General features: G+C 34.6%; 21 protein-coding genes. 20 read left to right on the top strand and 1 reads right to left on the bottom strand.

Going from position 1 to position 20,157, the window contains the following annotated elements; translation table 11 throughout:
- The first annotated feature begins 26 nt into the window (after nucleotides 1-26).
- The 16 genes from NKF87_RS14255 to NKF87_RS08005 all read left to right on the top strand — a co-directional run bounded on the left by NKF87_RS14255 (nucleotide 27) and on the right by NKF87_RS08005 (nucleotide 16,757).
- Entirely contained in the window at nucleotides 27-641 is a 615-nt protein-coding gene (locus tag NKF87_RS14255) for a CatB-related O-acetyltransferase (RefSeq protein ID WP_301291668.1), read from the top strand.
- Nucleotide 642: 1 nt separating this feature from the next.
- Nucleotides 643-1,848 (top strand): glycosyltransferase family 4 protein, encoded by a 1,206-nt coding sequence (locus NKF87_RS08075; protein WP_253583413.1) that lies wholly within the window; start codon nucleotides 643-645, stop codon nucleotides 1,846-1,848.
- Nucleotides 1,849-1,865: 17 nt separating this feature from the next.
- The gene (locus NKF87_RS08070) at nucleotides 1,866-2,798 is read left to right on the top strand and encodes a hypothetical protein (RefSeq protein WP_253583412.1); all 933 of its coding nucleotides are present in this window, start codon (nucleotides 1,866-1,868) and stop codon (nucleotides 2,796-2,798) included.
- A gap of 34 nt (nucleotides 2,799-2,832) precedes the next feature.
- Nucleotides 2,833-3,954, top strand: coding sequence for an EpsG family protein (locus NKF87_RS08065; protein WP_253583411.1), 1,122 nt, complete (start codon nucleotides 2,833-2,835; stop codon nucleotides 3,952-3,954).
- A gap of 32 nt (nucleotides 3,955-3,986) precedes the next feature.
- Complete coding sequence (locus NKF87_RS08060; protein WP_253583410.1) at nucleotides 3,987-5,501, top strand: lipopolysaccharide biosynthesis protein; 1,515 nt, start codon at nucleotides 3,987-3,989, stop codon at nucleotides 5,499-5,501.
- Nucleotides 5,502-5,859: 358 nt separating this feature from the next.
- Nucleotides 5,860-6,897, top strand: a complete 1,038-nt coding sequence (locus NKF87_RS08055) for a polysaccharide biosynthesis protein (RefSeq protein ID WP_253583409.1) — start codon at nucleotides 5,860-5,862, stop codon at nucleotides 6,895-6,897.
- 31 nt (nucleotides 6,898-6,928) lie between these two features.
- On the top strand, nucleotides 6,929-7,459 hold the full coding sequence (locus NKF87_RS08050) for a hypothetical protein (protein WP_253583408.1): 531 nt from the start codon (nucleotides 6,929-6,931) through the stop codon (nucleotides 7,457-7,459).
- A 13-nt stretch (nucleotides 7,460-7,472) separates the two neighbouring features.
- On the top strand, nucleotides 7,473-8,867 hold the full coding sequence (locus NKF87_RS08045; protein WP_253583407.1) for a hypothetical protein: 1,395 nt from the start codon (nucleotides 7,473-7,475) through the stop codon (nucleotides 8,865-8,867).
- 64 nt (nucleotides 8,868-8,931) lie between these two features.
- Nucleotides 8,932-10,110, top strand: coding sequence for a non-hydrolyzing UDP-N-acetylglucosamine 2-epimerase (gene wecB / locus NKF87_RS08040; protein ID WP_301291905.1), 1,179 nt, complete (start codon nucleotides 8,932-8,934; stop codon nucleotides 10,108-10,110).
- A gap of 50 nt (nucleotides 10,111-10,160) precedes the next feature.
- Complete coding sequence (locus tag NKF87_RS08035) at nucleotides 10,161-11,357, top strand: NAD-dependent epimerase/dehydratase family protein (RefSeq protein WP_253583405.1); 1,197 nt, start codon at nucleotides 10,161-10,163, stop codon at nucleotides 11,355-11,357.
- Nucleotides 11,358-11,379: 22 nt separating this feature from the next.
- Nucleotides 11,380-12,618 (top strand): nucleotide sugar dehydrogenase, encoded by a 1,239-nt coding sequence (locus NKF87_RS08030; RefSeq protein WP_253583404.1) that lies wholly within the window; start codon nucleotides 11,380-11,382, stop codon nucleotides 12,616-12,618.
- 3 nt (nucleotides 12,619-12,621) lie between these two features.
- A complete protein-coding gene (locus tag NKF87_RS08025; protein WP_253583403.1) occupies nucleotides 12,622-13,257 on the top strand; it encodes a TRADD-N-associated membrane domain-containing protein in 636 nt (211 codons plus the stop codon).
- Between the two features lie 23 nt (nucleotides 13,258-13,280).
- On the top strand, nucleotides 13,281-15,149 hold the full coding sequence (glmS, locus tag NKF87_RS08020; protein WP_253583402.1) for a glutamine--fructose-6-phosphate transaminase (isomerizing): 1,869 nt from the start codon (nucleotides 13,281-13,283) through the stop codon (nucleotides 15,147-15,149).
- A gap of 79 nt (nucleotides 15,150-15,228) precedes the next feature.
- A complete protein-coding gene (locus tag NKF87_RS08015) occupies nucleotides 15,229-15,552 on the top strand; it encodes a hypothetical protein (RefSeq protein WP_253583401.1) in 324 nt (107 codons plus the stop codon).
- Nucleotides 15,521-16,252, top strand: coding sequence for a hypothetical protein (locus NKF87_RS08010; protein ID WP_253583400.1), 732 nt, complete (start codon nucleotides 15,521-15,523; stop codon nucleotides 16,250-16,252). The genes NKF87_RS08015 and NKF87_RS08010 overlap by 32 nt, the downstream gene beginning before the upstream one ends.
- The gene (locus NKF87_RS08005; RefSeq protein ID WP_253583399.1) at nucleotides 16,221-16,757 is read left to right on the top strand and encodes a VanZ family protein; all 537 of its coding nucleotides are present in this window, start codon (nucleotides 16,221-16,223) and stop codon (nucleotides 16,755-16,757) included. The genes NKF87_RS08010 and NKF87_RS08005 overlap by 32 nt, the downstream gene beginning before the upstream one ends.
- A gap of 10 nt (nucleotides 16,758-16,767) precedes the next feature.
- Here NKF87_RS08005 and NKF87_RS08000 read toward each other — a convergent pair whose 3' ends face one another.
- A complete protein-coding gene (locus tag NKF87_RS08000) occupies nucleotides 16,768-17,778 on the bottom strand; it encodes a helix-turn-helix domain-containing protein (protein ID WP_253583398.1) in 1,011 nt (336 codons plus the stop codon).
- Between the two features lie 574 nt (nucleotides 17,779-18,352).
- Between NKF87_RS08000 and NKF87_RS07995 the strand changes: the two genes are divergently transcribed.
- The 4 genes from NKF87_RS07995 to NKF87_RS07980 all read left to right on the top strand — a co-directional run bounded on the left by NKF87_RS07995 (nucleotide 18,353) and on the right by NKF87_RS07980 (nucleotide 20,128).
- Nucleotides 18,353-18,562 (top strand): hypothetical protein, encoded by a 210-nt coding sequence (locus tag NKF87_RS07995; RefSeq protein ID WP_147345593.1) that lies wholly within the window; start codon nucleotides 18,353-18,355, stop codon nucleotides 18,560-18,562.
- A 293-nt stretch (nucleotides 18,563-18,855) separates the two neighbouring features.
- Nucleotides 18,856-19,029 (top strand): hypothetical protein, encoded by a 174-nt coding sequence (locus NKF87_RS07990; RefSeq protein WP_253583397.1) that lies wholly within the window; start codon nucleotides 18,856-18,858, stop codon nucleotides 19,027-19,029.
- Between the two features lie 103 nt (nucleotides 19,030-19,132).
- Nucleotides 19,133-19,468 carry a helix-turn-helix transcriptional regulator gene (locus NKF87_RS07985; protein ID WP_253583396.1) on the top strand — a complete coding sequence of 112 codons (336 nt, stop codon included), beginning with the start codon at nucleotides 19,133-19,135 and terminating at the stop codon, nucleotides 19,466-19,468.
- A 288-nt stretch (nucleotides 19,469-19,756) separates the two neighbouring features.
- Nucleotides 19,757-20,128: a hypothetical protein gene (locus NKF87_RS07980; RefSeq protein WP_253583395.1), complete on the top strand. Its 372-nt coding sequence runs from the start codon at nucleotides 19,757-19,759 to the stop codon at nucleotides 20,126-20,128.
- The last annotated feature ends 29 nt before the right edge of the window (nucleotides 20,129-20,157 follow it).

Genomic DNA, 20,157 nt, shown 5'->3' with positions numbered 1-20,157 from the left:
TTAATAGTTAATTTTGGAGAAAAATAATGGATTTAAAACGTATAGTTGCTAAAGGAATAAAAACTATCTTTAATCCGGCAGCTTTAACGAATTGCCAAGTAAATAAAAATGCGAAGATTTGTTCGGGTACGCAAATGAATAATTCAAGTATAAATAGGTACTCATATTGTGGGCATGATTGCTTTATTTTAAATTGCGATATAGGCTCTTTTGTTTCAATAGCAGATAATTGTCGATTAGGCGGTGCAATGCATCCAATAGAAAGAGTTTCGTCGTCTCCGGTTTTTCATAAGGGAAAGAATGTTTTGAACAAAAATTTTGCAAAATTTGATGATATTTCTGATAAAAAAATAGTAATTAGCTCGGATGTGTGGATTGGCGCAGGAGTAACTGTTTTATCAGGAATAACAATAGGAGTGGGAGCAGTTGTGGGAGCTGGGAGTGTTGTTACACATGACATTCCACCATATGAAATATGGGCTGGAAATCCTGCAAAAAAAATTAGAAATAGGTTTGATGAAGAAACAAGTAAAGAACTATTGCAAACAACTTGGTGGGAATGGAACGATGAAACAATAGGAAAATATTCTCATTTGTTTGACAATCCACAGAAATTCATTGAAACGATCAAGGAGAAGTAAGATGAGAATATTAATGCTGACCTCAGTATATAAAGATGAATTTTTGGGTAACAAGGATACATCTACTAATATTGTGAATTCATTTGTGAAAGAGTGGAAGAAACAGGGACACGAGGTGCTTGTTATTCACAATTCACATTGTTATCCTAGAGTAATTCATGAAATTCCAGAGAAATTGAAAAAATCTTTAGCAGCAAGGATGGGATTCGCAATTTCTGATTATGATGCAGTTAAAGAAAAAGAATACCAAGATAATGGAGTAAAAGTATTTCGTCTTCCAATAAAAAAGTTTATTCCTCATTCACAGCCTAGCGATAATGTTATAAAAAGACAAGTAAATAAAATTGTAGCTACTTTGAAAAAAGAAAAATTTGAACCAGATGTAATAACAGGACATTGGGCAAGTCCACAAATGGAGATAATTTCGGAATTAAAAACAATATATCATTGTAAAACAGCAGTAGTTTTACATGGGACAGGATATATTGAATCGCCAAAATTTAATGCTGAAGAGTACTTGAAAAATATAGATTCATTAGGAGCAAGATCTCTATCTCAGGCAAAACAGATAAAGGAGATACTTAAGTTAGATAAATTGCCATTTGTGTGTAATTCGGGCGTACCGGATGAGTATTTGAAAAATTATAGGCTTAATACAGAAAAATATAGGAACATTAAAACGTGGAAAATTACTTATGTCGGAAGACTAGTTTCTTATAAAAATATAGACTCCACAATAAAGGCACTATCAGAAATAAAAGATGTAAAGTGGGAGTTTAACATTGTGGGAGATGGTGCTTCCCGCACAGAACTGGAAGAATTAGCACAAAACCTTAACTGTGCTGACAAAGTTCATTTTTGGGGACGTGTTTCAAGAGATAAAGTTATGCAAATACTTGAAGATACACATATTTTTGTAATGATTAGTACAAATGAAATATTTGGCTTGGTGTACCTTGAAGCCATGGCTGCTAGTTGCTTGACTATTGCTTCCAAAAACGGTGGAGTTGATGGGATTATTAAATGTGAAAAGAATGGTTTTTTATGTGAAGAGGGAAATGATAAAGAACTGCATAGTATCTTGAATAGAATAACCAAAAAAGAAATTGATGAAATATCAAATATTGTAGAAATGGGTTATAAAACCGCGAGAGAATATTCAGATTCAGAAGTCGCTAGAGTTTATATAAAAAATATAACACAATAAGTCGTAAGGAACAATTTATGATAAAAAAATTATATGATTCAATAAAGTTAAAATATGATAATCATTTCCTGGCAATATGGAAATATAGATTTTATAAAATGTTAATTAATTTGGGATATCCAATTTTAAATAAAAAATTTGAAAAGATTGGTATTAGTGAAGAGAGCAGTATTATTGTTTCACTGACTTCATTTCCTGAGAGAATAAATACTGTATGGCTGACTATTGTCACATTGCTTTCACAAACACTAAAGCCTAAAAAGGTACTCTTATGGTTAGCAAAATCTCAATTTGAAGGAATAGAGTTACCTGATAATTTGAAAAGGCTTGAAAAATATGGCCTAGAGATTAAGTGGTGTGATGATCTGAAGCCGCATAAAAAATATTACTATACAGTGCAAGAATATCCTGATGACTGTGTTGTAATAGCTGATGATGATATATTTTATCCGGAAAATCATTTGGAAATTCTATGGAATAATTATTTAAAACATCCTGATTGTATAATTGCAAATAAAACACATCGAATAGAATACGGTGTAGATAATCAATATCTTGCATATAATAAATGGTCAAATCGTATAGTCGAAAATCCAAGTTACTTATTAGTGCCTATTGGATGTAATGGTGTATTATACCCACCGCACAGTTTGCCAGAGTATACATTTGATAAAAATTATATTACAGAAGCGGCTTTGTATACTGATGACTTATGGCTAAAATTATGTGCAATACGCAATAATAAAATGACATTTTCATGTATGGAAAATGAATTAGTATATTTTGATTGCATAAAGGCTGGAAAAGTTGGCTTATGGAAATCAAATACAAAAGGAATTAATAGAAATGATATGGTTTGGAAAAGGTTGATGAGTGATTTTCCTCAGATGAATGAATTACTATATAAAGAGTGGAAGCGTGAAGCGGAAGCATATCAAGAAAACTGTTAGACAATGTTTTTGAAAAGGGGGTGCAATATAACTTATGAGTATGCAAATTCAATTTGTTGTTTTTTGGATAGCGATAATTGTTATTCTTTTATTGGGATTAATACAGAATAAATTTTCAAAAAAAAGTCAATGCGCAATAGTCATTTTTGCAATTTTTATATTAAGTTTTATGTATTCAAACAGAACTTTGGGATTGGATTTGAGAAACTATATTGAATATTATTCATCTTCAAATATAAATCGCATAATGAGTACACTTGATATTAAAAGCTTGTTTTTGAATGAATATGAGCCTTTGTTTACATTGACAATAGTGGTAGCAAAAAAAATAGGTTTGTCTGTTCAAAAATGGTTATTTGCGATTGTATTTATACCATCATTAATTTTTTATGGCATTTTTTTTAGAAAAGGGAAAAAGCCATTGTTAATGTTTTACTTTTTTCTGTTGATTATGATGTTTCAAGTTGACTTGACAAGATTTTATTTAGCAGCGCCTTTTTTATGTATTGCATTTCATAGTGAAAAATTGACAAAAAAAGGAATTTTTTATGTACTAGCATTTGGATTCCATTATTCTGCAATATTTTTAGCTTTTGCAGAAATATTCCTTGTTATGAAGTTATCGAATAAAAAGAAGTATGGAATTGTGTTTTTTTTCCTATTGGGAGCATTGGTACTTAAAAATATTGATTTATCATTCTTGGAGTATTCGCAGTATAGATTTTTATTTAAATTGTGGTACAACCTATATCATTCGGGAGCTAGCAATAGTTTAATAAATACGTATCAGATTATTATGACATATGTGATTAATGTGTATCCGATAATAATGTGCTTAATAATACTTAAATTGATGAAAAAAGATGAAGCGTTAAATAAGTGCCCAATAGGACTAAATTATGCAAAATATGAAGATGTCCTTAGAATTGGAATCATTACTAGCATTTTATTGGTTATAGTATTTGGTTCTGTAAAGATAGGATTTAGAATTTTACTTCTTACATATTTTATTTTATTTATTCCTATTTCAAATATTTCAAGGGACAGCATTTATGATGGAAAGATATCAGGAAGTGCAATTGGATATACATTAGCATTATTTATGTATAATATATTCATGTCTTTATACTATGTGCTGATATCAATTATATATTAAAAATATCGGCTTAGGAAATGAGGAATGTTAAATTGTCAAGAACTAGAACACAAAATACCATACGTAATTTTAGTAGTGGATTAATAAAGCAAATACTAAATATTATTTTGCCATTTATTATTAGAACAATAGTTATTTATTATTTGGGAGCAGAATATCAAGGCTTAAGTGGATTATTTACATCAATACTCCAAATGTTAAGTCTTGCAGAATTGGGATTTTCAACGGCAGTTGTATTTGCATTATATAAGCCCATATCAGAAAAAAATACAGATTTGATATGTGCTTTAGTAAATTATTTGAATAAAGTTTATAAAATTGTAGGAATTGTAGTATTAGGAGTTGGATTAGCTTTATTACCTTTCTTGGGACAGCTAATAACTGGATATGTACCAGAAAATATAAATATATACATATTATATTTGATATATTTATTTAATACTGTAATATCGTACTGGTTATTTGCCTATAAAAGCGCACTGTTAACTGCAATGCAACGAGAAGATATTGTTTCAAATATACAAACAGTTACAACAGTATCAATTAGAGTTATTCAAATTATATTTTTGATGTTGTTTAAAAATTATTATGTATATATTCTCGTAATGCCAATAGGAACAATTGCTAATAACATTTTTCTACAGATATATTCTCATAAGTTATTTCCCCAAATTATCCCAAATGGAAAAGTTCCAAATTCTATAAGGGAAAATTTGAACAAACAAATAAAAGCACTTTTGATTTCCAAAATTGCAGATACTGCTAGAAATTCTTTGGATAATATAATTATATCTAGTTTTATAGGACTATCTGCAGTAGCTGTATATGATAATTATTTATACATTTATTCGGGAATTAGAGGATTCTTTCTTGTTTTAGTAAGTGCAATGCAGGCCAGTGTAGGAAATAGCTTGGTAGAAGAGTCTGTCGATAAGAATTACAAAGATTTAAATAAGTTTACATTTTTTATTATGTTTTTTACCGGCTGGTGTACGGTCTGCCTATTCTGCTTGTACCAACCTTTTATGCAAATATGGATGTCTGGAAATGAAAAAATGTTATTGTCTTTTTCTGGAATGAGTTTGTTTTGCATTTATTTTTACATAATAAATATGAACAATACAGTGAATCTATATCTTCATGGAAATGGATTTTATTGGCAATGTAGATGGTGGTATATATTAGAAGCAGTTATGAATCTTTGCCTTAATATTTTGTTGGGTTATATTTGGAAAATTAATGGAATATTGATTGCTACTATAATAACTTTATTTGCATTTAATTTTATGCCAAGAACAGCGGTAATATTTAGAGATTATTTTAAAAGAGATAAGAAAGAATTTTTATTAAATCATTTTGTCTATTTTATAGTAACCGTGGCTATAGCAGTGATAACTGCAATGTTTATATCCTTGATTCCGACTGGTGGACTTATAAAATTTGTAATAAAAAGTATAGCAGTCGCTTTTATATCAGCAATTCTTTTTATTATAGCATACAGAAAAAATCAATATTTTGCAGGATTGACAAGTATTTTAAGTCAGTAATCAACAATACAAAGAATGAGCCAGTAGTCGGCAGGAATTTTTACCATAGGGCATGACCCTGTAATGGAGCATAGCTGACACCCTGGTTATGGGCAGGCAGGACGAAGGAAGTTAGGACCTCTGGAGACAGAGATGATCCTGGTGGATATAGGAGGTTAGCTGCCATAGAGGGAAGGGTATACACAAGGCCAGTAAAGCGAAAATCAATGACGTTTTATTTCGTATACCATTCAACCGCTATTTCAGTACCTGATACATCGAAATGCTCATAGCTGTGGCTTATTCACTGAGATATGAAAGGTTGAAAAACCTTGAATTTTCAATAAAAAACACTTGATTATATGAGGAGGTTATATTAATGTCTTTATTTGAAGGAAAAACACTTATGATAACTGGTGGAACAGGTTCGTTCGGAAATGCGGTTTTAAATCGTTTTCTTAAAACAGATATAGGAGAAATCCGCATTTTTTCACGAGATGAAAAAAAACAGGATGATATGCGACATGATTTTCAAGCGAGAATGCCAGAAGTAGCAGATAAAATCAAGTTTTATATTGGCGATGTTCGTGATTTACAATCAGTAAGAGCAGCAATGCCAGGAGTAGATTACATCTTTCATGCAGCAGCTTTAAAGCAGGTGCCATCATGTGAGTTCTTCCCGATGGAGGCAGTTCGTACAAATGTGATTGGAACAGAGAATGTGCTTACGGCAGCGATTGAGGAAGGGGTAGAGTCTGTTATTTGCTTATCAACAGATAAGGCAGCTTATCCAATTAATGCAATGGGAATTACAAAAGCAATAGAGGAAAAAGTTGCGGTTGCAAAATCCAGAATGTCTGGAAAAACAAAGATTTGTTGTACTCGTTATGGAAATGTTATGTGCAGTCGTGGATCAGTTATTCCACTTTGGATTGATCAGATCAAGCAGGGAAATCCGATTACTCTGACAGAGCCATCTATGACACGTTTTATTATGAGCTTGGAGGAAGCTGTTGACCTTGTGTTATTTGCATTTGAGCATGGCGAAAATGGAGATCTTCTTATCCAGAAAGCTCCAGCTTGTACAATTCAGACGCAGGCTGAAGCAGTGTGCGAGCTGTTTGGTGGCAGAAAAGAAGATATTAAGGTAATTGGTATTCGTCATGGAGAGAAGATGTATGAAACACTTCTTACAAATGAAGAATGTGCGAAAGCTGTTGATATGGGAAATTTCTATCGTGTTCCGGCTGATAATCGAGGCCTGAACTATGATAAATACTTCAAAGACGGCGACGAGAAGAGAAATACTCTGACAGAATTTAATTCTAATAATACAAAGAGATTAAATTTGGAAGAAACAAAAGAAAAGATTGCTTCTTTGGCATATATTCAGGCGGAACTTGCAAAGATGGAATAGTAATAAATACATATAACGGAAGGGGGAGAGCATGATGAGCGAAAAGTCAAATTTTGATGCGAATGTAGAACGTATATATGACAATCTGGAGTTGTTGGAGAAAGGACATGTTTATGAACTGCAAAAAACTCCGGGAATACCGAAATGTGCAACATTAGCAAGTCGAATAAGAGATGATGTAGATGTAATTGTTAAAGCACTTGATGAAAAGGAAGATATGGAAGCTACAGATGAGGAACAGTTTAATTTACTTGCAAAATTATTGGGTGGTTTATATGCGGAATTTTCATCACTGGCAAAAAAACAACCAGATGCCCTAACGAATGCATTTAAGACGAGTCGAGTCAATCGTGTGCTTTCTCCTCTGAAACAGATAATGGCATCAGAAGATTCTACACAGTATTTGGATTTATTACAGGAAGCTGATGATGGACAGGCGAATGGAAAAGGAAGAAGCACATATAGTGATGCGGTAATTATAATGAGCCAGTACAAAACTGCCTGTGATGAGTTTAGATTAAAATACTTTAATAAAGGCTGGGACATGCTGTGGCAGAGATGAGGTGTTTTGAAAAATGCTGTTATCGGATTATTTGAAAATAGGAGAATCATTGGAGAAAATAGGTGTATTTGATCCTATTCTGGATAAGGATAATGCTTTTTTCATTAATATCCAGAGATTGAAAGAAACAACTACTCCAGAATTTGAAGGCTCTTATGATAGAATCAATGATTTTTTTCGGAAAATCATAAAATTGTTGGATCGTGCGGAACAGAAAAGTTTAAAAGATACATATTTCCGGGCTGCATTTGACATATTCAAATTTTCAGAAGTAAATGGCATTTGTCTGGGTTTTGGAGAAAAAGCGCCCGGATCAGGATTTGGACCTAAAATATCAAAAATGGTATTGGAAACAGCGTATGATATAGTTAAGGCTGGAATTGAAGATCCGGAGTTTTTTCAACTATTACCATTGTTCCAGGACAATGTTGGACCTGATCGTTTAAGCGATATGATTGCAACATTGATTTTACCAGACATACAGGCATATACGGAGAGAGTGAACCAACAACTTGGAATTACAATAAATAATTATCCAGATAAGTTGTTTAATAATGGATTATTATGCAACCCGGAAAAAGGATATGAAGTACTTTTGCTTCCGACAGAAATATTGCATAAATTGCCGGTAGCAAAATCATGGGAAGAAATAGATTCAGTTATTGTAGAGAATAATACAATTCGTGCTATGATGAATAATGAGGTAGCAGAACACTGGACACAATGGGCTGCTACTGATCGTAAATATTATTTACGAGAGAAGATATTTAAAGATTCAGAAAAGTGTAAGCAGGTTATCGAGGCGTACCGAGAAGAAAAATTGGACGCATACAATCCGGAAGAACAGATTGATTATTTCCTTGCTAAATTATGGCAGAGAATAGAGAAAAGTGGAATATCATGGTTGTCAAAACATAAAGATAGGGAAATTGATAGCAAAGCTGCTTCACTTGAGATTTTAAATCTTTTCAAAAATTGGGTAGAATATAATAGAGGCTGGGAAGTCATACTAAGTGCCGGAACTCAGAAGCGTGAAAAAATTGTGCAGCGAGTGATTCACTTATCTGGTATAGCCTATATTGAGGCAAATAATTTAAGCCTGAGCTGTGAAGCTGATGAGGGTAGAGGACCGGTGGACTTCAAAATTAGCCGAGGACAGGATATAACGGTTATAGAAGTAAAATTATCTTCTAATGGTCAGTATATGCATGGATATGACACGCAGGTGGAGGAATATGCAAAAGCTGAGCAGACGGATAATATGATTTATGTATTAGTTGATGTTGGAAATCCTGTAAAGGTAAAAAAGCTTCTTGATCGTTATAATCGAGATATAGATGAAGGTAAAAAAGTTCCAGAAGTAATCATGATAGATTCAACAAGTAAAGAATCCGCAAGTATCACATGATTACTCTAATGAAGCGAATAACGCATATTGATAGAATATTCAGAGAAAGAGAGTGCAAATGGCAATGGGAACATATGATAATGTGAAATGGAAAGAAAATGGAAAATTAAAATTGTTAATTATTGTAGGAACCAGACCAGAGATTATCCGTTTGGCGGCTGTAATTAATAAAACCCGTAAGTATTTTGATGTGATTCTGGCACATACAGGACAGAATTACGATTATAACTTAAATGGTGTGTTCTTTAAGGACTTGAAGTTGGAAAATCCGGAAGTATATTTGAATGCTGTCGGAACAGACCTTGGAGAAACCTGTGGAAATATTATTGCACAAAGTTATAAGCTGATGGCAGAGATTAAACCGGATGCAGTGCTGGTTCTTGGAGATACGAATAGCTGTCTGTCAGTAATTGGTGCGAAGAGATTGCATATTCCGATTTTTCATATGGAGGCAGGTAATCGTTGCAAAGATGAGTGTCTGCCTGAAGAAACAAACAGACGTATTGTAGATATTATTTCTGATGTGAATATGGCATATTCTGAACACGCACGCAGATATTTAGCGGATTGTGGTTTGCCGAAAGAGCGTACTTATGTAACTGGTTCGCCTATGGCAGAAGTATTGCATAATAATCTGGCAGAAATTGAAGCATCAGACATTCATAGCAGACTTGGCTTGGAAAAAGGAAAATATATTTTGCTGTCAGCACATCGAGAGGAAAATATTGATACAGAAAAGAATTTCTTATCTTTATTTAATGCAATCAACAAGATGGCTGAGAAGTATGATATGCCAATTTTATATTCATGCCATCCAAGAAGCAAAAAGAGAATTGAATCCACTGGATTTAAACTTGATCCGAGAGTAATTCAGCATGAACCACTTGGATTCCACGATTACAACTGTCTGCAGATGAATGCGTTTGCAGTAGTGTCAGATTCTGGAACATTACCAGAAGAGAGCAGCTTTTTTACATCGGTTGGGCATCCATTCCCTGCTGTATGCATCCGTACATCAACAGAACGTCCGGAAGCATTGGATAAAGCATGTTTTATTCTTTCAGGAATTGATGAAAAGGGATTGTTACAGTCTGTAGATACTGCAGTTGAAATGAACCGAGCAGGAGATTATGGTATTCCAGTTCCAGATTATATTGAAGAAAATGTTAGTTCAAAAGTAGTAAAGATTATTCAGAGCTATACAGGTGTTGTTAATAAAATGGTTTGGAGAAAAGAAGTGTAAATGGAGCGTTACACGGATTCTATAACAAATGGAATAAGGATGTGAGTTGTATGAATATTTTAGTAACAGGTGCAAAAGGGATGGTAGGCACTGCCTTGGTAAATAATTTAAAAAATATCCGAGATAACAAGAATAGGACAAGACCGAATATCTCAATAGAAGATATATATGAATATGATCTTGATTCAACACCAGAAGAATTAGACCGGTATTGCCAGAAAGCTGATTTTATATTTAATTTGGCAGGAGTAAATCGTCCTGAAAATCCAGAAGATTTTATGAAAGGGAATTTTGGATTTGCTTCTGATTTACTGAATACCTTAAAAAAATATAATAATAAAGCAACAATTATGCTTTCTTCATCAATACAGGCTACACTTGCAGGACGTTTTGGAAATTCAGAATATGGGCGTTCAAAAAAGGCAGGCGAGGAATTGTTTTTTGATTATGCAAATGAAACAGGAGCTAAGGTTGCTGTATACCGTTTTCCTAATTTGATGGGACATTCCAGACCGAAATATAATTCAGCAGTGTCAACTTTTTGTTGGGCAGTGGCAAATGATGAGAAATTTACTGTAAACGATCGTAATACAGAACTGGAATTATTGTATATTGATGATTTAGTAGAAGGCATGTTTGATCTGATAGAGAGAAAAGAGAAGCATTGTGAATTTGATGGTGTGGAAACAGTTATAAAAGAAGATGGAAAATATTGCTGTGTTCCAGTAACACATAAAGTTACGTTGGGAGAAATCGTTGACTTATTGCAGCAATTTAAAGAACAGCCAACGACACTTATGATGCCTAAGATGCCAGAGGGTTCTTTTGCAAAGAAATTATACAGCTTGTATTTGACATATCTGCCAACAGAAAAATTCAAATATGCCTTAAAAATGAATGTGGATGATCGTGGTAGTTTTACGGAATTAGTACATACGCAGGATTGTGGTCAGGTGTCAATTAATATCAGCAAGCCGGGAATTACAAAAGGACAGCATTGGCATAACTCAAAATGGGAACTTTTTATTGTTGTGGCAGGGCATGGATTAATTCAAGAACGCAATATTAATACAGGAGAAAAGGTGGAATTTGAAGTAAGCGGAGATAAAATTGAGGCTATACATATGATTCCAGGCTGGACACATAATATTATCAATTTGAGTGAAACGGAGAATCTTGTGACTGTCATGACATGTAATGAAATATTTAATCCAGAAAGACCGGACACATTTTTTGAAGAAGTTTAGTAGTTGGGGAGGTAGAAGTAAAATGAAAATAGCAGTAGCAGGAACAGGATATGTAGGACTTTCTATTGCAACGTTGTTATCTCAAAATCATGAGGTAATGGCAGTTGATATTATTCCAGAAAAAGTAGAAAAAATCAATAAAAGGATTAGTCCGATTCAGGATGAGTATATTGAAAAATACCTAAAGGAAAAAGAGTTAAAGCTGACAGCTACGTTAGATGCAGAGGATGCATATAAGGATGCTGATTTTGTTGTTATTGCTGCACCTACAAACTATGACAGTAAGAAAAATTTCTTTGATACGTCAGCAGTAGAAGCTGTGATTAAGCTGGTTATTGAATATAACCCAGATGCAATTATGGTAATTAAATCTACAATTCCGGTAGGGTATACTGCTAGCATTAGAGAGAAATTCCATTGTGATAATATTATCTTCAGTCCGGAATTTTTACGAGAGTCAAAAGCATTATATGATAATCTGTACCCATCCAGAATTATTGTGGGAACAGATGTTGAAAATGCCAGACTTGTAAAAGCTGCGAACACGTTTGCTGGATTGTTACAAGAAGGGGCAATTAAAGAAAATATTGATACTTTGATTATGGGATTTACAGAAGCGGAAGCAGTGAAGTTATTTGCTAACACATATCTGGCTCTCAGAGTATCATATTTTAATGAGCTTGATACTTATGCAGAAATGAAAGGACTGAACACACAGCAGATTATTAATGGGGTATGCCTTGATCCTAGAATTGGTTCTCATTATAACAATCCGTCATTTGGTTATGGTGGATATTGCTTACCGAAAGACACAAAACAGCTTCTGGCAAATTATGCGGATGTTCCTCAGAATATGATGTCTGCAATCGTTGAGTCTAATAGAACAAGGAAAGATTTCATAGCAGATCGTGTATTACAGAAAGCTGGGTATTATGCTTATGGAGATGAGAACACATATGATGCTTCTATGGAAAAAGAGGTCGTAATTGGTGTATACCGTCTTACTATGAAATCAAATTCAGACAATTTCCGTCAATCTTCTATACAGGGAGTTATGAAGAGAATTAAGGCCAAAGGGGCATCAGTTATTATTTATGAGCCAACATTGGAAGATGGAAGCACTTTCTTTGGAAGCAAGGTTGTGAATAATCTGGATAAATTTAAAGAACAGAGTCAGGCAATTATTGCTAATAGATATGATAGTTGCTTGGATGATGTGAAAGACAAAGTATATACAAGAGATTTGTATGGCAGAGATTAAAAAATGTTTTGGAATGCATTGCAATTTATATATAAGCTGATAGTGCAGTATTGTGAATCACCAGTCTCATCACCGATTACATGGTGTTTGGGAATTATCTGGATAATAAAATCAATACATACTCTGTATAAAACGAAAGTAAAAACAGATGAGTTAGCTGCAGAAAGGGAAGCCAAAGAGGTTTCAGAAGCTATCAAGGATCTGAATATTTTAACTGAAAAAAGCAAAGAAGAGAATCAGGATATTAGGACTTTAATGTTTGAAAATTTAAAAGAATTGAAGGAGTTCTATGTTATCTGTAAACAGCAAATCAGAAAATCTTTCTCAGCAGCTATGTTCTCATGCTTTGCAGGATTTATGCTTTTTGTTTTGGCAGTCGTTCTATTTTTATTAGGTGGAAATAATTCTGCATCATTTATGGCTGGTCTATCTGGAGCGATAGTAGAGATTGTATCTGGTCTTTATTTTTGGATGTATAAGGAAACTTCTAAACAACTTGGAAAGTACCACAAACGATTGGAGGCAACCGAGAAATATTTAATTGCTTTGCAAATTATCGAAATGATACCGGAAGAAAATAGAAGTGAACACTATGGAAAATTAATAGATCATATTTTTGAAAACGCAAATAAACAATAGTATTTACGGGGAGATAAAATAAAATGTGTGGAATAGTTGGTTTTACTGGAACACAGCAGGCAGCACCTATTTTATTAAATGGTCTGTCTAAATTAGAGTACCGAGGGTACGATTCGGCTGGAATCGCTGTGCGAGATGGGGAGCGTCTGGCACAGGTGGTTAAAGCCAAGGGAAGATTAAGTAATCTGATTGAAAAAACAGATGAAGGAAAAGCACTGATAGGAACATGTGGAATCGGACATACACGTTGGGCAACACATGGCGAGCCAAGTCAGATTAATGCGCATCCGCATGTATCTGGAAATTGTACAAGATCAGGTTCTGGAGAAGTAGAATCAGAAGTAGTTGGAGTACATAATGGCATTATCGAAAATTATACGGAACTTAAAGAAAAATTATTAAAGCATGGTTATACTTTTTACAGTCAGACTGATACAGAGGTAGTAATCAAACTGGTGGATTACTATTATAAGAAGTATAATCTCGGACCGATTGATGCGATTGCCAAAACGATGGTTCGTGTGCGTGGTTCTTATGCCCTGGAGCTTATGTTCAAAGATTATCCGGGAGAAATTTGGGTAGCAAGAAAAGACAGCCCAATGATTATTGGAGTGACAGACGGCGAAACCTATGTAGCTTCTGATGTTCCGGCTATTCTGCAATATACCAGAAATGTTTATTATATTGGTAATCTGGAGTTTGCCAGATTGACACCTGGAGAAGCTCATTTCTTTAACCTTGATGGGGATGAGATTGAAAAGCAGACAACAGAAATTAAGTGGGATGCCGAGGCAGCAGAAAAAGCAGGATTTGAACATTTTATGATGAAAGAGATTCATGAACAGCCGAAAGCAGTTCAGGATACTTTGGGTTCTGTCATAAAAAATAATTGTATTGATTTAACATCTGTTGAGATTACAGAAGAAGAAATTCAGAAGTTTGAACAGATATATATTGTTGCATGTGGTTCAGCCTGGCATGTTGGGATGGCAGCACAGTATGTGATCGAGGACTTAGTGGATGTTCCGGTAAGAGTGGAACTTGCATCTGAATTTAGATACAGGAAAATGCCAATAAATAAAAATTCGTTGGTTATTGTCATCAGCCAGTCTGGGGAAACAGCAGATACGTTAGCAGCTTTGCGTTTGGCAAAGGAAAAAGGCATGACAACTCTGGCAATTGTAAATGTTGTTGGCAGCAGCATTGCTCGTGAGGCGGATAAAGTATTCTATACTCTTGCTGGACCGGAAATATCAGTGGCAACGACAAAGGCTTACAGTGCCCAGCTTGTTGCAATGTATTGTCTGGCTGTTCAATTTGCCAGAGTTAGAAACAGCATTACAGAAGAGCAGTACGGTAATTACATTTCCGAGCTATTAACCATTCCGGATAAGATTCAGAAAATCTTGCAGGATAAGGAAAGACTTCAATGGTTTGCTGCAAAATATGCCAATGCTCATGATGTGTTCTTTGTGGGCAGAGGAATTGATTATGCAATTTCCCTGGAGGGAAGTTTAAAGCTGAAAGAAATTTCTTATATCCATTCTGAAGCATATGCAGCCGGAGAATTAAAGCATGGTACGATCAGTCTGATCGAGCCAGGAACATTAGTAATTGGTGTATTGACACAGAGTGATCTTTACGAGAAAACCATCAGTAATATGTTGGAGTGTAAGAGTCGTGGTGCGTATTTGATGGGATTGACTACATATGGAAAATATGAGATTGAAGATCAGGTAAATTTTGCAGTTTATGTCCCGAAGATAGATGAACACTTCGTGGGAAGTTTGGCAGTTGTTCCGTTACAGTTAATGGGATATTATGTCAGCGTGGCTAAAGGGTTAGATGTAGACAAGCCTAGAAATCTGGCAAAAAGTGTTACTGTAGAATAAGAAATGAATACTCTGGCACTGTCAGGTGCCAGAGTATCAGTATAATATGATTGGATTGACACGAAAAAAAGGAGAAGGTATGAAAGTATGGATTAAGGCGGGTGTGATTATATTTTATGTTTTGGGATATTGTTTTTTAAGAAAACGTATGCGGAGGGATATAGTCAAATTATTTAAAGCGTACATGCTATTGATGATTTTTTTGCTTTCGCTCTTGCCGGAACCATTTATGCTGAAGCATTTAGGGGTAACACTTCGGACAGATACCCTGGTGCTATGGATGGCAGGGATTGAGGCAGTAGATGCATGGGATGAATATAAAAGAGAGAAAAATAAGAATAAAAGCAATCATGGCAGTGGAGTAAAGAAAAATGGGAAGAACAAAAAAGAAACCAGGGTATGATCAGAACAAAATAATGGAACAGTTCCAGAATTGTATTGTAGAGGCATATACTTCGGGGATGACTGATGGATCAAGTATTTCGTTAAGGCAAGTATCAGAAGAATTTGGCATTACATTGATGAAAACACGAAAAATATTGATTACTGCAGGTGTATATCATACTGAGAACAGTGAGCAGATTAACTCAATGCGAGAGCAGGGAATGAGTATTCCGGAAATAATGAAGGCAACTGGTTTGAGTAAATCGTCTGTACATTCCTATCTGCCATATACAAAAATGATTTACAATGTAGATGAACTTAGTCTTTACGCAGAGCGTTGCAGAATGTATAGAGAAAGAAAGCAAGCCGTTGAGCATTTACAGATATGTAAGGGGACTTCCTTAGAATATATGGAGAAGTATCTGTGGAGTACGATTGAAATTTTTTCAGGATATTCCTTTACAACAGTAAAAGGATTACGATTTCGGTATGGTGTAAATGGAAATGAAATACAGATTAATCGAAAGAAAAAATCTATAACGAGGAGTAGTGTGAAAGTTGCTCTAAAAGTGATATTGGAGGAGAATGGGAATATAAGCGGACAGAAAAAATTAGGAGTATTCGGTGCCAGTTATTTGTATCCGATGTTCTTGAGATTTGGGCTGATTGATACAGAAAGGAAATCGAATGGATATTTACCAGATATGGACAACGTATAATAAGCAGTGGTCAAGATATGAAATATTGGCTTTTGTGGGTGTATTGATACTGGTATGTGCAGCGATGGTAATGTGCGTACATAGAAAGAAATTGAATATGATTCAGGCAGCAGCAGTATTGACGTTGGTGGTGTTCCTGGGGATTGTATTTGGCTCAACTGTATTTACCAGGACGGGAACTATTCGGCAGTATGAGTTAGTACCATTCTGGTCATGGAGAGATATTATTCGCTACCATGATTGGACGTTATTAAAAGAGAATTTGCTGAACTGTATATTGTTATTGCCCGCCGGAGTCCTGCTTCCCATAATTGCAAATCATAAGATAAAGTGGTATCAGGCTCTGGTAGTTGGGATACTGGTTTCGGCAATAATAGAGTTTAGTCAGTTGATTTTCATGCGTGGTTTATTTGAATGGGACGATATGATTCATAATGGTCTGGGATGTATGATTGGCTGCATGGTTACGCATTATATAAAGAATGTATGGAGAAAAAATAAGTAAGTCCCGGTTGCTATTTGCCGGGACTTATGATGTATGGTGCGAGATCAGTTTCATCTTTGGTAATTTTATCGTTGCAAGGCATAGTGGAGTACTGTAGCAATAAAGCTAGTTCTTGTGCATATTTTTCGTTTGCAACAGGTGGTTTAATCATGTTGAGAGGAATATTATAGAATGTTTCTGGCGCTGTTAAGGCTCGCTCAATATTACTTTTGAATTTTAGGTCTAAACCAGAGTGATTCATAAAAGCATTTAACTGTTTCTTTGAAATTGTAATTTCATCACGATATAATCGAAGTAATCCACTGACATAACATTGTTGTTCTTCGGTGAGTTCGGTAGAACTAAGAAAAACTTTATGTATAGTAGGAAAACGCATACTTCCAGAAGATGAAGTGATGCCGCATCCAATAGCTCCGATAAATGAATTGATGTTAAGCTGAATATGGTTAAAAGCCAGTGTCCATATATCTCCATATTCATAAGAAAGTAAATTACAATATATACATCCGACTCGTGAGATTACCATATCTCCAGTGTATGATTTAGTGCGTGGATTGTTTGTATCTGGATCAGGTTCGCCAGTATAGAGTTCAAGTGTTGCCTCACATGGAGAGGGAGAATTTCTCTTTTTAAAATCAAGCTCGCCATGAACAAGTACACCATTATTTTTTTCGTCTGTACTTAAAAAATAAATAAAATATTTTTTGAAGTAACCTCTATACGAAGGATCAGAAGTATCATAAATCATCAGGTTGGAAGAAGAATCGGGCAATTTTTGTGAAAGCTCGATATTCTTCATGAGAGAGGAAAGGTCAATGTCCAATCCATCACAAATATTGATTAGAGTTGAGAGTCGTATGGCCGAAGGCTTTTTATTGAAAACATTAGAAATGGTTCCTTGAGATACTTCGGCATTCTTTTCCTTACATAAAGCTACGAGTTTTGGCTGAGTAATTTTGTTCGCTTCCATGTAACTTTTTATATACGAGATAATTGCTCTTACATATTCTTGGTTATTCATTAGTAACATCTTCCTTTCTCGCCTTATATAAAATGGAAATTATATCCAGACAACTTTTACATTTATTATAAAAGACGAATGATAAAATGTCAATTAAAGAAATGATATCGGTATTAAATAATTAATATTACGGTGCAACAAAATATCAAATTATGAGTAAAAATGACGGAAATTTAAAAAGATTTTACAAATGTTTTTAGTAATATTGACATTTCTGGTGTTGAGGAGTATAATCAAAAAAGAGACTTCCCCTATAGGGAAAGTCTCTGCAATAACTGGAAAATCAATAAAGTTGTTTTATTAACCAACTATTCTGATTTATGAGATTGTACCAGAATCTCATCCTGACATGAGCCATTATCTATGACTATACCACATTAAAGTGATAATATATAGGCAATGTGAACATGACATTATTCATTTTACTTCAGAAAACATTGGATGTCAAGCACTTTATTGAAAAAATCGCAAGGAGGTGTAGGACAAAAATCCAATGAAGGCGTTAAAAAATCAGCAATACTATAACAGAAACATGGAGAAAGTACACTGTCAGTGTAAGTAGAGGTATACAGCTTTGAGAGGTAAAAATGAATTAAGGACGAGAATGTATAATGTACGAGTAGGGGACAAAGTTTGGGTAGACGGTCAGCCCGCCTTTTCTGTAAAAGGTGGAGGCAACAGATTTGATGTCTACACCATGAAAGAAATGATTGCAGCATTTTACGGAGAAAACTGTAAATGCATCATTATTAAACAGAGTGGTAGAAAAGTAGTAATTGAATAAAGAAGGATAATCGCTCGGACAAGAGCTATCCGCAATGCGAGATAAGCCGGAGCAGAATGGTATTAGTATGCCATTTTGCTTCGGCTTATTTTTTTGCCACAAAAGAAGTGGATGACAAATGAAAAAACAGATGAAACAGACGAAAAATATAAACATAATATTTGACAAAGGGAACATATGTTCGCATAATGTAAGCATCGCTACCTTGGAAATGCTAAACAATCTATTGTTGTTGGAAAATTTGGTCAGCTTTGACTTTCCCTTTAGCTGGCTTTCTGCTGAAGGAGGCTAACATGCAAAAAGTTGACATTATACCAGTTGCGTGTCCAACATGCAAAAACAAAAGGTTATTTGACATTGATTTACATACAGAGGGAAACATACAGATAAAATGCCCTAAGTGCAGATCAATCGTTAAAGTAAAAATGCATAAACAAGAAATTCATACTGAGCAAATCGGGATATAGAATCAGTCTATAATCACCTACGCCTGATGAATATGGGATGTTTATTAAGGGACAACCATATCATCAGGCATTTTTTGTGCCTGTAAAGGGGAGGTGAGTCGGTTTGACAGATGAAGAAAAGAATATCTTTGGGAAGCAATTAAGGGAACGAAGGAATGAATTAAATCTTACAACACAGAAAGTTGCTTTAGATGCGGAGGTAGGAGAATCAACTTACAAACGCTTAGAGGCTGGCGATGGAAATCCTCGTTTAGATACACTGGTTAGAATTGTAAAATGTTTGAAAACCGACTTAAACTCTGTGGTGCCACAGGAACATTTATGTAAAGATTCTGGAATTTGGCAAATAGTACGAAAGTTGTTAAGCATGGATAAAAAGAAAATGGATAAGGCAATAAAAGCAATTCTAGCAATGTTGGATGCAATGTCTGATGATTAAAGGTTATTGAACTTAGAGTAATAAGTCAATGACCTTTATTTTTTGAAAAAGACAATAAAGGAGCTTTTATTAGACAAGAAAATTATATAAAATATGTTGTATGTTTGATTCATGAGCGATAATGAATAGTAAAACAGATACTAACGGAGGCTATGTTAAAAATGGGAAGAACAAAACATAAATTTAAACTATAAGCACTGGAAATAAATATGCTGGATGGTTATGCAGAATTTACAACAGGGAAATAGTTAAAGGGGAAAGTCTGCCCTAAAGATCGGAGGTATCAGTGTGCATGAACATAATATTGTGATACCGGGGATTTCTCTATGCCAAAAATGGGGAAAGATACGGATTTTTCATTCAACGATAGTGGCATTGGGCGAGCCAAAGTACATACGATTTTTGTTTAACCCTGAAAAGCGGGGATTGGTGGTGCAGGCATGTGCCAGAAAAGAAGCAGAGTGTTTTCGGGTGCCTAAATATAACCCGGAAAATTGGGAATTTAAGATCAGCAGTGTGCCAATGCTGCGAATGATATGGAAAACGTGCGAATGGGATACGGAAAAGACGTATCGTTTTACGGGGATATGTCATTCAGAGTACAATTTGGTGGAATTTGATATGAAGCAGGCAACGGTGTTGACAGTGGAAGTGTTTTAAGAAAACAGCGTAAAATAGGGACTTCTGAG

This window comes from Dorea longicatena, from assembly GCF_024168045.1.
Lineage (GTDB): Bacteria > Bacillota > Clostridia > Lachnospirales > Lachnospiraceae > Dorea_A.
Note: the sequence above shows the minus strand (reverse complement) of the source record. Positions and strands in the feature narration are given on the sequence as shown.